This window comes from Pseudomonas coronafaciens pv. oryzae str. 1_6, assembly GCF_000156995.2.
GTDB classification, from domain to species: Bacteria; Pseudomonadota; Gammaproteobacteria; order Pseudomonadales; family Pseudomonadaceae; genus Aquipseudomonas; species Aquipseudomonas tremae.
In genome coordinates this window covers 5,105,130-5,117,506 of sequence record NZ_CP046035.1, presented here as the reverse complement: position 1 = coordinate 5,117,506, position 12,377 = coordinate 5,105,130, and the positions used below count along the sequence as shown (strand labels likewise).

Here is a 12,377-nt window from a genome sequence, read left to right as displayed (position 1 = left end):
GCGACAACTATCGTGCTGATGCTCCAGCGTGGAGCGCGCGTTCAGCCATCACCACCGACGGCTGCTGTTCAAGCCCTGCAAGTACTCATCCCCACCCAGCTGACGCATTTGCTGACGAATCCAGCCGGCGCGGCGTGAAACGTAGCCGCTCGGGTGGCTCGCGCTCCACTGACGCGGGTTAGGCAGAACGGCGGCGAGGTAGCTGGCCTGCTGGATGGAGAGGGCGCTGGCATTGGTGTGGAAATGGTGCTGTGCGGCAGCCTGCGCGCCAAATACCCCTTCGTCCCATTCGGCACTGTTCAGGTACACCTCAAGGATGCGCTCCTTGGGCCACATCAGTTCGATCAGCATGGTGAACCAGGCTTCAAGACCTTTGCGCAGGTAACTGCGGCCAGACCACAAGAACAGATTCTTCGACACCTGCTGGCTGAGCGTACTTGCGCCCCGGATCGAGCCGCCCAGCTCGTTGTGCTGGATCGCGGCCTGAATGGCATCGACGTCAAACCCCCAGTGCTCGGCGAACTTCTGGTCTTCGCCGGCAATGACGGCGATTTTAAGGTTGTCGGAGATTTTGTCCCACGGTTCCCAGTCACGTTGCAGGTCGATGGGCTCGCCATCAAACCACGACTCGACCTTGCGCTCGACCATCAGCGCGGTGCCTGGCGGGGGTATCCAGCGCAGGACCAGAACCACAAGAAAGCTGCCCGCAGCGAAACACAGCAGGGCTTTGACGACGCGACGAAGGATAATTTGCAGCATAGAGATGGCTTGGCCGAACCCGTTGAGCGGGCCATTATACAGACCGTGCGCCTTTCGACGATTTTTCACTGGAGTTCCTGATGCTTCGTAGCTTTTTAATGTTGGCCGCATTCTTCGGTTTTACCGGCGTGGCGCTGGGCGCGTTTGCGGCTCATGGCCTGAAAGAGCGCCTGAGTGCCGAATACCTGGCGGTGTTTCACACCGGTGTGCTGTATCAACTGGTCCACGCGCTGGCCTTGCTCGGCGTAGCGGTATTGGCGACGCAGGTCCCCGGTCGCCTTGTCACCTGGGCCGGGGTTTCGTTCGCAGTGGGTATTCTGCTGTTCTCCGGCAGCTTGTATGCACTGACCCTGACCGGCATCGGCAAGCTCGGCATCATCACGCCGTTCGGCGGCCTGGCGTTTCTGTTTGGCTGGTCGATGCTCGGGCTGGCGGCCTGGCGCCTCGGGTCCCCACCATGATCGGCAGGCTGCGCTTGAGACGAATGGCGTGGCTTTGCCTTGGTCATACCGGTTGATCGGGCTAGAATGCTCGCCCCCTAAAATGATGGCTGCTGTCGCATGCACATTCAGTTGAACGGTGAACCCTTTGAATTGCCCGATGGCGAGACCGTCGCGGCGCTATTGACCCGCCTGGATCTGGCCGGACGCCGGGTTGCGGTGGAACTGAACCTCGACATCGTGCCGCGTAGCCAGCATGACGCCACGGTCTTGCGCGAAGGCGATCAGGTCGAAGTGGTTCATGCCATCGGCGGTGGCTAGTTCGCACTCGCACTGCACCGACCCCAATCTGCACTTCATAGAGGATTCCCGATGAGCAATGTTCGCAGCGACAAGCCTTTCGTCCTGGCCGGTCGGACTTTCGAGTCGCGCCTGCTGGTGGGCACCGGCAAATACATCGATATGGAGCAGACCCGGCTGGCCATCGAAGCCTCGGGTGCCGAGATCGTCACCGTTGCAGTGCGCCGCACCAACCTGGGCCAGAACCCGGGCGAGCCGAATCTGCTCGATGTTCTGCCGCCTGATCGCTATACCATTCTGCCGAACACCGCTGGCTGCTTCGATGCTGTCGAGGCCGTGCGCACCTGTCGCCTGTCTCGCGAGCTGCTCGACGGTCGTAATCTGGTCAAGCTGGAAGTGCTGGCAGACCAGAAAACCCTGTTCCCGAACGTGATCGAAACGCTCAAGGCCGCTGAAATACTGGTCAAGGACGGTTTCGACGTCATGGTTTACACCAGTGACGACCCGATCATCGCTCGCCAGCTGGCTGAAATCGGCTGTATCGCAATTATGCCGCTGGCGGGTCTGATCGGCAGTGGTCTGGGGATCTGTAACCCGTACAACCTGCAGATCATCCTTGAAGAAACCAAAGTGCCGGTGCTGGTCGATGCCGGTGTCGGAACTGCGTCCGACGCCACCATCGCGATGGAGCTGGGTTGCGAGGCGGTACTGATGAATTCGGCCATCGCCCACGCTCAGCAGCCGGTCATGATGGCCGAAGCCATGAAGCACGCTGTAATTGCCGGTCGTCTGGCCTACCTCGCCGGGCGCATGCCACGAAAACTCTATGCCAGCGCGTCTTCGCCGCTGGATGGCCTGATCAAGTAAGAGCCCGTTGATGACTGATACACACGTTCCGCACCCCGAGTCGCCTGTTACCGAAGAAGGCGAAGAGCGCCCGCACCGCCGCATCAAGAGTTTCGTGATGCGTGCCGGACGCATGACCGAAGGCCAGCAGCGCGGTCTGGATCAGGGGCGCCCGCTGTTCGGCCTGTCGTTGACTGACACGCCGGTGGATTTCGATCAGGTGTTTGGTCGTTCGGCGCCGCGCACCCTGGAAATCGGCTTCGGCATGGGGCAATCGTTGCTGGAAATGGCCGCGGCGGCGCCCGAGCAGGACTTCATCGGTGTCGAAGTGCATTCGCCGGGTGTGGGCTCGCTGCTCAATGGGGTGCTGACCCAAGGGCTGACCAATGTGCGCGTCTACGATTGCGACGCCATCGAAGTGCTGAACCGTTGCATTGCGGACAACAGCCTTGATCGCCTGATGCTGTTTTTCCCGGACCCGTGGCACAAGAGTCGCCACCACAAGCGTCGCATCGTGCAGCCCGAGTTCGCCGCACTGGTGCGCAGCAAGCTGAAAGTGGGTGGGGTCTTCCATATGGCCACTGACTGGGGGCCCTATGCGGAATACATGCTCGAAGTCATGAGCGTGGCGCCCGGCTATCGCAATCAGGCCGAAGACGACCAGTACGTGCCGCGCCCTGCCGAACGTCCAGTCACCAAGTTCGAACGCCGCGGCGAGAAACTCGGGCACGGTGTCTGGGATCTGAAGTTCGAGAAAATCGACTGAATGCGCTGACCGTGCCCGTCACCCGGGCACGATCCAGGCGCATGCAGCCTGTCCCGCCGCTTACTGAATCTCGTCCGGCTTGACGATCACCCAGTTCTTATCCGCCGTGACCGGCAGCTTTTCCTTGGCCTGAGCCTCGGCATTGTCCTTGATCATGCCGTTGAGCTGGGTCATGTACTTGTCCTTGCGGTTGATCCACAGGTGGACGCCGCCCTTGCTGACATCGACGCTGTGAAACAGCATGTAGCCGTCGCTGGTCGGAGTGTCGCCGCCGACCAGCACCGGTTTTTTCCACTGATCGATGTAGGTCAGAATCGCAGCCTGCTTGCCAGCCATCCAGGTTGCCGGGGTCCACAGGTAAGGCGTCAGCTCAAGGCCCATATTGCTTTTCGGATCGTATTTGCCAGCAGTGATCTGCTTGCGTGCGGTGGTCAGCTCGCCTGTCTTGCGGTCCTTCAGCAGCGTGCTGACGCCGATCACGTTCTGCGGTTTGACGTTGTAACCGTACTTGGGATCTGCGGCGACCATGCGCACCAGCTCTTCCGAGGCTGCGGTCATTACGTAGACCTCGATGCCGTTTTCCATCAGCTTGTTGTACAGCTCGGTCTGCCCGGTAAACACGCGTGGCGGTTCGACATCAAGCTGCTTGACTGTGTCGCCGTCGTAGTAGGTCGCAGGGATCGGCTTTTTCAGGGCCATCAACTCATCGACATAGCCTTTTAGCTCCTGAAGCGTGAAACCGGAAAACACCTGCGCGACCCACGGGTAGCAGACCATGTCGTCTATTTCGCAAAGGCGATAGTAGTAGCTGAACAAGCTTTCCTTATGGCCGGCGGTGTCTTTGAAAGGGATCAGTTTCAAGGAGGGGTCAAGCGTGTCGCGGGTGATCAGGCCCTTGTTTTCCATGTACGGCAGCAGCGCTTCTTCGAGGTCGAAGCGGTAGCTGGTGTTGTCCATGTCGAAGACCGCGTAATTACCCTTGTTGGCATTCGCGGCAATCATCGCGTCGAGCGCTTTGGCGGCAGGCTCGGGCCAATGCTTCAATTCGGTGGCTGCGATGGCCTGGCTGGCCAGCCCGAGGCAGACGGCGGCAGCCAGCAGTTTTGGCACGAGTTTCATAGGTGATTACCCCTTGTCGAAAAAGCGAAGGGGCAGACCGTAACAAAATATTATGAAAGCTAAAGTACGTCAGCGACCCGAGAAACGCTAAAAAACGCCGTTTGCCCCTTTATTTGCGACGCCGAAACTGAAAGCGACACTTTTGTTACGTTTTTTTGATCGAGCCCGAAATGAGTTCAAAAACAACGTTCAGACGCGCTCCCACACCTCAAAGCTGTAAGCAGGCTTGTCATCGGCGGCAGCGTTTTCAGTGTTGGACACCAGCGCCCATTGCGTCGTATCGAACTCCGGAAACCACGCATCGCCCTCAGGGCTTAAAGCCACGCGAGTCAGATACAGACGATCTGCCTGTGCGAGGCCTTGCGCATAAAGCTGCGCGCCGCCTATCAGCATCACCTCATCGACGCCCTGTTCCTGCGCCCATTGCTCGGCGCGCACCACTGCGGCGTCCAGCGAAGGGAAGACTTCCGCGCCTTCCAGTTGCAGGTCGGTCTGGCGGCTGACCACCAGATTGAGGCGGCCGGGGAGGGGCCGGCCCAGCGAATCCCAGGTCTTGCGACCCATGATGATCGGCTTGCCGAGGGTCGTGGCCTTGAAGTATTTGAAATCCCCCGGCAAATGCCAGGGCATGGAGTTGTCGACGCCGATCACTCGGTTTTCACCAAGGGCGGCAATCAGGCTGAGCGGGAGATGAGTTTTCATGGGCGCGAGGATATCAGAGGTCGCAGGGCGGGCGAATGAACTGATACGTGCCGTGCTCAGTCCGATGACAGCGGTTATGCTCACCGCAGAATTCAATCCCGCAGTATCCATTCAAGAGACGCCGTGTGACTGCACTCACTCCCCTCGATACCCTGTGGCTGACCGAAGCCGTGCGCCTGCGTGAGCAACAGGCTGGCGCACTGGATGATCAGGAAGCCAACCGCCTTGCCCGCGCAGCCAGCGGTGACCTGACTGCACGCATTACACACCGCGCCCTCGGGCTGGCGGAACGCGACGGCATGCTGGCGGCACTGCAGCGCTGGAAGCAGGGCGCCCGGCTGGCGCTGATGGCAATGGCGCTCCTTTGCATCATCAGTGGCGCGGGGCTGGCCTTCGCGGCGATGGGTGACGGGCAGACCCCGGTCAACGTGTTTTGGGCGCTGGGCAGTCTGCTTGGGCTGAACCTGGTGATGTTGGTCAGTTGGGCCTTGGGTTTGGCCTTCGCCGGGCGCAGCAACACCGGGCTGGGTCGTTTGTGGCTGTGGTTGAGTGAAAAGCTGGCGCGCGACGCTCAGGCTATGCAACTCGCGCCTGCGCTGGTTCTGCTGTTGCAGCGTAAACGGCTCAATCGCTGGGTGCTGGGGCTGGTGGTTCACAGCCTGTGGCTGCTGGCCTTGCTCAGCGCAATGTTCGTGCTGTTGATGCTGATGGCGACCCGACGCTACGGTTTTGTCTGGGAAACCACCATTCTGAGCAGCGACACGTTTGTCAGCCTCACCCAGTCCCTGAGCACCATTCCGGCCTGGCTGGGTTTCAGCGTGCCGGACGAAACCATGATTCGCGCCAGTGGTAACGGCGCGTCTAGCATCGAAAGTGCGCGTCAGGCCTGGGCAGCGTGGCTGGTAGGCGTTTTGCTGGTGTTCGGCATTCTGCCGCGCCTGCTGCTGGCTGCGTTCTGTCTGTGGCGCTGGAAGCGCGGGCGGGCGGCGCTGCGGCTTGATCTCGAGCTGCCTGAATACCTTGAGCTGCGCGAGCAACTGATGCCAAGCAGCGAGCGATTGGGCGTCAACGATGCCGAGCCTGCTGCGCTGCATCAGGTGCAATCCGGTCTTGGCGCCGTTAAAAGCGCAGGTGCTTTGCTGGTGGCAATCGAGCTGGATGATCAACAGCTCTGGCCGCCGGCATTGCCTGTTGGCGTGGCCGATGCGGGTATTCTTGACAGCCGCGAATCACGGCAGAAGCTGCTAGAACAACTCACTCAGTACCCGCCTGCGCGCCTGTTGGTCGCCTGCGACCCGCGCCGCTCGCCGGATCGCGGCAGTCTGGCGCTGATTGCCGAACTGTCGCGCTGTGCCGGGGCGACACGTATCTGGCTGTTGTCTGCGCCTGCCGGGCAGACGCTGGACCCCGAGCGTCTGGACGACTGGCATGTGGCGCTGGATCAACTGCAGTTGCCATACACCGACAACGCGCCGTTGAACTGGCTGGAGACAGGCCATGAGTGAAGCAGACAACCCCCGCGCCATCAGGCTCGCGGTGGTCGGCCATACCAACGTCGGCAAGACCTCGCTGCTGCGCACGCTGACCGGCGATGTAAGCTTTGGCGAAGTCTCCCATCGGCCCAGCACCACTCGCCATGTGGAGGGTGCGCGTCTTTCTGTGGACGGTCAGGCAATGGTCGAGTTGTACGACACGCCCGGCCTGGAAGACGCCATTGCGCTGCTCGATTATCTGGAGCGACTGGACCGTCCCGGTGAACGGCTGGACGGTCCGGCGCGTTTGGGGCGTTTTCTGGAAGGCAGCGAGGCGCGACAACGTTTCGAGCAGGAAGCCAAGGTCTTGCGCCAGTTGCTCGACTCGGACGCAGGGCTGTACGTGATCGATGCGCGTGAGCCGGTGCTGGCCAAGTATCGCGACGAACTGGCGGTGCTGGCCAGTTGCGGCAAGCCGTTGCTGCCGGTGCTGAACTTCGTCAATGCAGCACAGCACCGCGAGCCGGAATGGCGTGAGGCTCTTTCGCGTTTGGGCCTGCATGCGCTGGTGCGCTTTGACAGTGTGGCACCCCCGGAAGACGGTGGGCGCCGCCTGTATGAAAGTCTTGCGCTGCTGCTGGAAAGCGCCCGGCCTCGACTGGAGCGTCTGATTGATGATCAGGAAAAACAGCGCGTAGCCAGGCGCCACAGTGCCGCACGTCTGATTGCGGAAATGTTGATCGATTGTGCCGCGTGTCGGCGCAGCGTCGAGACGACCCCCGATCAGGAACAGCAAGCCGTGGAAGCATTGCGCAAGGCTGTTCGCCTGCGCGAGCAAAACTGCGTCGAAGCGCTGCTCAAACTGCACGCGTTTCGCAAGGACGACGTGTCCGCCAGTGATTTGCCGTTGATGGACGGGCGCTGGGGTGATGACCTGTTCAATCCGGAAACGCTCAAGTTGATGGGCGTACGGGTTGGCGGCGGCGTGGCAGCAGGCGCTGCAGCCGGTGCAGGAGTGGATTTGATGGTCGGCGGCGTGACCCTTGGCGCAGCGGCCCTGGTCGGTGCGATTGCGGGTGGGGCGTTATTGACAGCGCGCAGCTATGGCGGGCGGTTGTTGGGCAAGTTCAAGGGGCGCAGAGAGCTGACCGTGGACGATGCAGTGCTGCGCCTGCTGGCACTGCGACAGCGCCACTTGTTGCTGGCGCTGGGCGTGAGAGGGCATGCGGCCATGCACAGCATTGAGTTGACCACACCGCAGGACAAGACCTGGCGCAAAGGCAAAATCCCCGAACCGCTTTCCCGCGCCCGCGCCCATCCGCAGTGGTCCACGCTCAACCTGCATCCCAAACCGAATCAGGGCGAGAGGCAGGAAGCGATCGATGAACTGGCGAGTGTGGTATTGCAGGATTGAGCTGTTCCGGCGCTGAAGCCTGGACGCAGAGCGTCCAGAACTGCATGCGACGCGGAGCGTCGCACGATAGTTGAGGTCATCGTTCCTCACGCTCCAGCGTGGAAATGCCTTTCGTGACGCTCCGTTTCACAAATCTGCGCCTTGACGCATCCCCCAGCACGCCCGCATTCAGGCACTTTTAAGCTCACCGCTTGCTGCCAAAAACTCACCTCCGATTTTTTATTGATTGATCGTTCAATAAAAAATCTTTAGACTGGCCCTGTCATTTCGATACAACGATCACTGCAGACAACCGGGAGATTCGCGCCAATGCCCAAGGTCGGTATGCAACCCATACGCCGCCAACAGCTGATCCAGGCCACACTGACTGCGGTCGATCAAGTTGGTATGGGCGATGCCAGCATTGCCTTGATAGCCCGATTGGCAGGCGTTTCCAACGGCATCATCAGTCACTATTTTCAGGACAAGAACGGCCTGATCGCCGCCACGATGCGGCATCTGATGAACGCCTTGATCCATAACGTCCGCGAACGCCGACAGGCGCTGAGCGACGACAGCCCCAGAGCACACCTGCAAGTGATCATCGAGGGTAACTTCGACGCCAGTCAGGTCAACGGCCCGGCCATGAAAACCTGGCTGGCCTTCTGGGCGACCAGCATGCACCACCCGTCGCTGCACCGATTGCAGCGCATCAACGACCATCGTCTGTATTCGAACCTGTGCTGCCAGTTCCGTCGCACGTTGCCACTGGAACAGGCACGCAACGCCGCCCGCGGTCTGGCTGCCCTGATTGACGGGTTGTGGCTGCGAGGCGCGCTTTCAGGTGATGCATTCGACACCGAGCAAGCGCAACGGATTGCTTACGAGTACATGGATTTCCAATTGGCGAAATCGGCGAGCTGAGGCTTTCGAAGCCCCTCACCACACGACTGCACAGCCCTGTTGCCGAGCAAACCCGGCGCACTGAAATCAGTCATCGCCTGCCCCCACTGAATTTGCGAGGACTTTATGGCCCGTTTTGAACTGCAGAAACTCTACATTGACGGCGGTTATGTCGACGCCACCAACCCCGATACTTTCGACTCCATCAACCCGGCGAACGGCGAAGTACTGGCGCACATTCAGCGTGCCGGTAAAGACGATGTCGAGCGTGCAGTCGTAGCTGCTGAAAAAGGCCAGAAGATCTGGGCCGCCATGACCGCAGTCGAGCGTTCGCGCATCCTGCGTCGTGCCGTCGACATCCTGCGTGAGCGCAACGATGAGCTGGCGGCACTTGAAACCCTGGACACCGGCAAGGCCATTTCCGAAACCCGCTACGTGGACATCGTGACCGGTGCCGATGTACTGGAATACTACGCAGGCCTGGTGCCCGCCATCGAAGGCGAGCAGATCCCGCTGCGTGATTCGTCGTTCGTCTACACCCGCCGCGAACCGCTGGGCGTGGTCGCTGGTATCGGCGCGTGGAACTACCCGATCCAGATCGCTCTGTGGAAATCCGCCCCGGCCTTGGCTGCGGGCAACGCGATGATCTTCAAGCCAAGCGAGGTCACGTCGCTGACTACGCTGAAACTGGCAGAAATCTACACCGAAGCAGGCGTGCCGAACGGCGTGTTCAACGTGTTGACCGGCAGCGGCCGTGAAGTCGGCACCTGGATCACCGAGCATCCGCGCATCGAAAAAGTCTCGTTCACCGGTGGCACCGATACCGGCAAGAAAGTCATGGCCAGTGCTTCGAGCTCGTCGCTCAAGGAAGTGACCATGGAACTGGGCGGCAAGTCGCCACTGATCGTGTTCGACGATGCTGACCTGGATCGTGCCGCTGATATCGCGATGATGGCCAACTTCTACAGTTCCGGTCAGGTCTGCACCAACGGTACGCGTGTGTTTGTACCCAATGCGCTGAAAGCCGAATTCGAAGCAAAAATCCTCGAGCGCGTTAAGCGTATTCGTGCCGGTAACCCGGAAGACGAGAACATCAACTTCGGCCCGCTGGTCAGCTTTGAACACATGGAAAGCGTGCTGGGCTACATCGCCAAAGGCAAAGAACAGGGCGCTCGCCTGCTGTGCGGCGGCGACCGCCTGACTGGTGGCGTGTTCGACAAGGGCGCCTTCGTTGCGCCAACCGTGTTCACCGACTGCACCGACGAAATGACCATCGTGCGTGAAGAAATCTTCGGCCCGGTGATGAGCATTCTCGGTTACGACACCGAAGACGAAGTGGTCCGCCGTGCCAACGACACCGACTTCGGTCTGGCTGCCGGCATCGTGACCCGCGACCTGAACCGCGCGCACCGCGTGATTCATTTGCTGGAAGCCGGTATCTGCTGGATCAACGCCTGGGGCGAGTCGGCGGCACAGATGCCGGTCGGCGGTTACAAGCAGTCGGGCGTCGGTCGTGAAAACGGCATCAGCTCGCTGGCCCAGTACACGCGCATCAAGTCAGTCCAGATCGAACTGGGCGACTACGCCTCGGTTTTCTAAACATCGTTTCAAGTGGCACACGGCAGGCCTCAAGCAGACGCAATCAAAAGCTGCTTGCCGCACCCCATTCTCACAAGTATCGCCTCGCTGCTTCTGCTTGCAGCCGAGGCTTGAGACTTGCAGCTCTATGAGGGAGCCTCTATGACGACTCAATCCGAATACGACTACATCATTATTGGTGCTGGCTCGGCCGGTAATACCCTGGCAGCCCGTCTTACCGAAGACGCTGGCGTCACTGTTCTGCTGCTGGAAGCCGGTGGCCCTGATTACCGTCTGGACTTCCGTACCCAGATGCCTGCCGCCCTGGCGTTCCCGTTGCAGGGCCGTCGTTACAACTGGGCGTACGAGACCGAGCCAGAGCCGCACATGGACAACCGCCGTATGGAATGCGGTCGCGGCAAGGGCCTTGGCGGCTCGTCGCTGATCAACGGCATGTGCTACATCCGCGGCAACGCAATGGACTACGACGGCTGGGCCAAAGAGCCAGGCCTCGAAGACTGGAGCTACCTCGATTGCCTGCCGTACTTCCGCAAGGCCGAAACCCGTGACATCGGCCCGAACGATTACCACGGCGGCGAAGGCCCGGTCAGCGTGACCACCCCTAAAGCGGGCAATAACCCACTGTTCCATGCGATGGTCGAGGCGGGCGTGCAGGCCGGTTTCCCGCGTACTGACGACCTCAACGGTTATCAGCAGGAAGGTTTTGGTCCGATGGACCGCACCGTGACCCCTAATGGTCGTCGCGCCAGTACCGCTCGTGGTTATCTGGACGAAGCGAAAAAGCGTGACACGCTGAGCATCGTCACCCACGCGCTGACCGACCGTATCCTGTTCGAAGGCAAGCGCGCTGTGGGTGTGGCTTATCTGGTCGGCGACAGCGACACACGCATCGAAGCCCGCGCCCGCAAGGAAGTGCTGTTGTGCGGTGGCGCGATTGCTTCGCCTCAGATCCTGCAACGTTCCGGTGTCGGCCCTGCGCAACTGCTGAACTCGCTGGATATCCCGGTGGTTCACGATCTGCCGGGCGTTGGCCAGAACCTGCAGGATCACCTGGAGATGTACCTGCAATACGCCTGCACCCAACCCGTATCGCTCTACCCTTCGCTGAAGTGGTGGAACCAGCCTGCGATCGGTGCGGAATGGATGTTCCTCGGCACTGGTATCGGCGCAAGCAATCAATTCGAAGCGGGCGGTTTCATTCGCTCCAGCGAAGCGTTCGAATGGCCGAACATTCAGTATCACTTCCTGCCGGTCGCGATTAACTACAACGGCACCAAGGGCGTTCAGGAGCATGGTTTTCAAGCGCACGTCGGCTCGATGCGTTCGCCAAGCCGTGGTCGCGTACACGTCAAGTCCAAGGACCCGCGCGAGTACCCGAGCATCCTGTTCAATTACATGGCATCGGATCAGGACTGGCAGGAATTTCGTGACGGCATCCGTCTGACACGCGAAATCATGCAGCAGCCAGCGCTCGACCCGTACCGTGGTCGTGAAATCAGCCCGGGTATCGACGTGCAGTCCGATGAGGCGCTGGACCAGTTTGTGCGGGAACATGCCGAAACGGCGTATCACCCGTCCTGTTCCTGCAAGATGGGCACCGACGAGATGGCAGTGGTCGATGGTCAAGGCCGTGTGCACGGCATGCAAAGCCTGCGCGTGGTCGACGCCTCGATCATGCCGATCATCACCACTGGCAACCTGAACGCACCGACCATCATGATCGCCGAGAAAATCGCCGACAAGATTCGTGGTCGTCAGCCTCTGCCTCGCAGCACCGCCGACTACTTCGTCGCAGGCGACAAGCCTGCTCGTGGTAAGCCACTGCGCGAGATCAGCCACCAGGGTTGATCCGCAAGCCTGTCGCTCCCGACCACCGGGAGCGACAGGCGCAGGCCGCTCGCTGTTCACGCTTGTGTGTGGGGCGATAAGCCTGAAGCTGCTCCCGTTACATCGCCCCGCCCCGCCAATTGGCGCAACCCCCACGCTTCTGTCACAATCGCGAACGATTCTCTTTAGTCAGATAGTTTCTATCGCGTTCCCTCTAGTCGCCAGCTCCAGACGCTCATTACAAGAGCGTT

General features: G+C 60.5%; 12 protein-coding genes. 9 read left to right on the top strand and 3 right to left on the bottom strand.

The window, feature by feature from the left end; translation table 11 throughout:
• Window positions 1–48 precede the first annotated feature (48 nt).
• The gene (gene mtgA / locus POR16_RS23350) at window positions 49–759 is read right to left on the bottom strand and encodes a monofunctional biosynthetic peptidoglycan transglycosylase (protein WP_005896367.1); all 711 of its coding nucleotides are present in this window, start codon (window positions 757–759) and stop codon (window positions 49–51) included.
• 80 nt (window positions 760–839) lie between these two features.
• On the opposite strand from mtgA, the gene POR16_RS23345 reads away from it, so the two are divergent.
• The 4 genes from POR16_RS23345 (at window position 840) to trmB (ending at window position 3,111) form a co-directional block, all read left to right on the top strand.
• A complete protein-coding gene (locus POR16_RS23345) occupies window positions 840–1,220 on the top strand; it encodes a DUF423 domain-containing protein (protein ID WP_005896368.1) in 381 nt (126 codons plus the stop codon).
• A gap of 99 nt (window positions 1,221–1,319) precedes the next feature.
• A complete protein-coding gene (gene thiS / locus POR16_RS23340; protein WP_005896371.1) occupies window positions 1,320–1,520 on the top strand; it encodes a sulfur carrier protein ThiS in 201 nt (66 codons plus the stop codon).
• Window positions 1,521–1,571: 51 nt separating this feature from the next.
• A complete protein-coding gene (locus tag POR16_RS23335; protein ID WP_005896373.1) occupies window positions 1,572–2,366 on the top strand; it encodes a thiazole synthase in 795 nt (264 codons plus the stop codon).
• 97 nt (window positions 2,367–2,463) lie between these two features.
• Window positions 2,464–3,111: a tRNA (guanosine(46)-N7)-methyltransferase TrmB gene (trmB, locus tag POR16_RS23330; protein WP_216596728.1), complete on the top strand. Its 648-nt coding sequence runs from the start codon at window positions 2,464–2,466 to the stop codon at window positions 3,109–3,111.
• Between the two features lie 60 nt (window positions 3,112–3,171).
• Here the strand turns inward: trmB and POR16_RS23325 are convergent, their stop codons facing one another.
• Both POR16_RS23325 and POR16_RS23320 read right to left on the bottom strand, forming a co-directional pair.
• A complete protein-coding gene (locus POR16_RS23325; RefSeq protein WP_005896376.1) occupies window positions 3,172–4,230 on the bottom strand; it encodes an HAD family hydrolase in 1,059 nt (352 codons plus the stop codon).
• Between the two features lie 189 nt (window positions 4,231–4,419).
• Window positions 4,420–4,932: a dihydrofolate reductase gene (locus POR16_RS23320; RefSeq protein ID WP_005896378.1), complete on the bottom strand. Its 513-nt coding sequence runs from the start codon at window positions 4,930–4,932 to the stop codon at window positions 4,420–4,422.
• A 125-nt stretch (window positions 4,933–5,057) separates the two neighbouring features.
• Between POR16_RS23320 and POR16_RS23315 the strand changes: the two genes are divergently transcribed.
• The 5 genes from POR16_RS23315 to betA all read left to right on the top strand — a co-directional run bounded on the left by POR16_RS23315 (window position 5,058) and on the right by betA (window position 12,147).
• Complete coding sequence (locus tag POR16_RS23315; RefSeq protein ID WP_024670536.1) at window positions 5,058–6,437, top strand: DUF2868 domain-containing protein; 1,380 nt, start codon at window positions 5,058–5,060, stop codon at window positions 6,435–6,437.
• Window positions 6,430–7,818: a GTPase/DUF3482 domain-containing protein gene (locus tag POR16_RS23310; RefSeq protein WP_005896385.1), complete on the top strand. Its 1,389-nt coding sequence runs from the start codon at window positions 6,430–6,432 to the stop codon at window positions 7,816–7,818. The genes POR16_RS23315 and POR16_RS23310 overlap by 8 nt, the downstream gene beginning before the upstream one ends.
• A 309-nt stretch (window positions 7,819–8,127) precedes the next feature.
• Entirely contained in the window at window positions 8,128–8,721 is a 594-nt protein-coding gene (betI, locus tag POR16_RS23300) for a transcriptional regulator BetI (protein WP_005896387.1), read from the top strand.
• Between the two features lie 105 nt (window positions 8,722–8,826).
• Window positions 8,827–10,299, top strand: coding sequence for a betaine-aldehyde dehydrogenase (gene betB, locus POR16_RS23295; RefSeq protein ID WP_005896390.1), 1,473 nt, complete (start codon window positions 8,827–8,829; stop codon window positions 10,297–10,299).
• A gap of 141 nt (window positions 10,300–10,440) precedes the next feature.
• Window positions 10,441–12,147 carry a choline dehydrogenase gene (gene betA, locus POR16_RS23285; RefSeq protein WP_005896392.1) on the top strand — a complete coding sequence of 569 codons (1,707 nt, stop codon included), beginning with the start codon at window positions 10,441–10,443 and terminating at the stop codon, window positions 12,145–12,147.
• Window positions 12,148–12,377 lie beyond the last annotated feature (230 nt).

Coding starts and splice junctions, on each gene's coding strand:
- betI (WP_005896387.1), top strand. CDS start 8,128: ATGCCCAAGGTCGGTATGCAACCCATACGCCGCCAACAGCTGATCCAG.
- betA (WP_005896392.1), top strand. CDS start 10,441: ATGACGACTCAATCCGAATACGACTACATCATTATTGGTGCTGGCTCG.
- mtgA (WP_005896367.1), bottom strand. CDS start 759: ATGCTGCAAATTATCCTTCGTCGCGTCGTCAAAGCCCTGCTGTGTTTC.
- trmB (WP_216596728.1), top strand. CDS start 2,464: ATGCGTGCCGGACGCATGACCGAAGGCCAGCAGCGCGGTCTGGATCAG.
- POR16_RS23310 (WP_005896385.1), top strand. CDS start 6,430: ATGAGTGAAGCAGACAACCCCCGCGCCATCAGGCTCGCGGTGGTCGGC.
- POR16_RS23335 (WP_005896373.1), top strand. CDS start 1,572: ATGAGCAATGTTCGCAGCGACAAGCCTTTCGTCCTGGCCGGTCGGACT.
- thiS (WP_005896371.1), top strand. CDS start 1,320: ATGCACATTCAGTTGAACGGTGAACCCTTTGAATTGCCCGATGGCGAG.
- POR16_RS23345 (WP_005896368.1), top strand. CDS start 840: ATGCTTCGTAGCTTTTTAATGTTGGCCGCATTCTTCGGTTTTACCGGC.
- POR16_RS23325 (WP_005896376.1), bottom strand. CDS start 4,230: ATGAAACTCGTGCCAAAACTGCTGGCTGCCGCCGTCTGCCTCGGGCTG.
- POR16_RS23320 (WP_005896378.1), bottom strand. CDS start 4,932: ATGAAAACTCATCTCCCGCTCAGCCTGATTGCCGCCCTTGGTGAAAAC.
- betB (WP_005896390.1), top strand. CDS start 8,827: ATGGCCCGTTTTGAACTGCAGAAACTCTACATTGACGGCGGTTATGTC.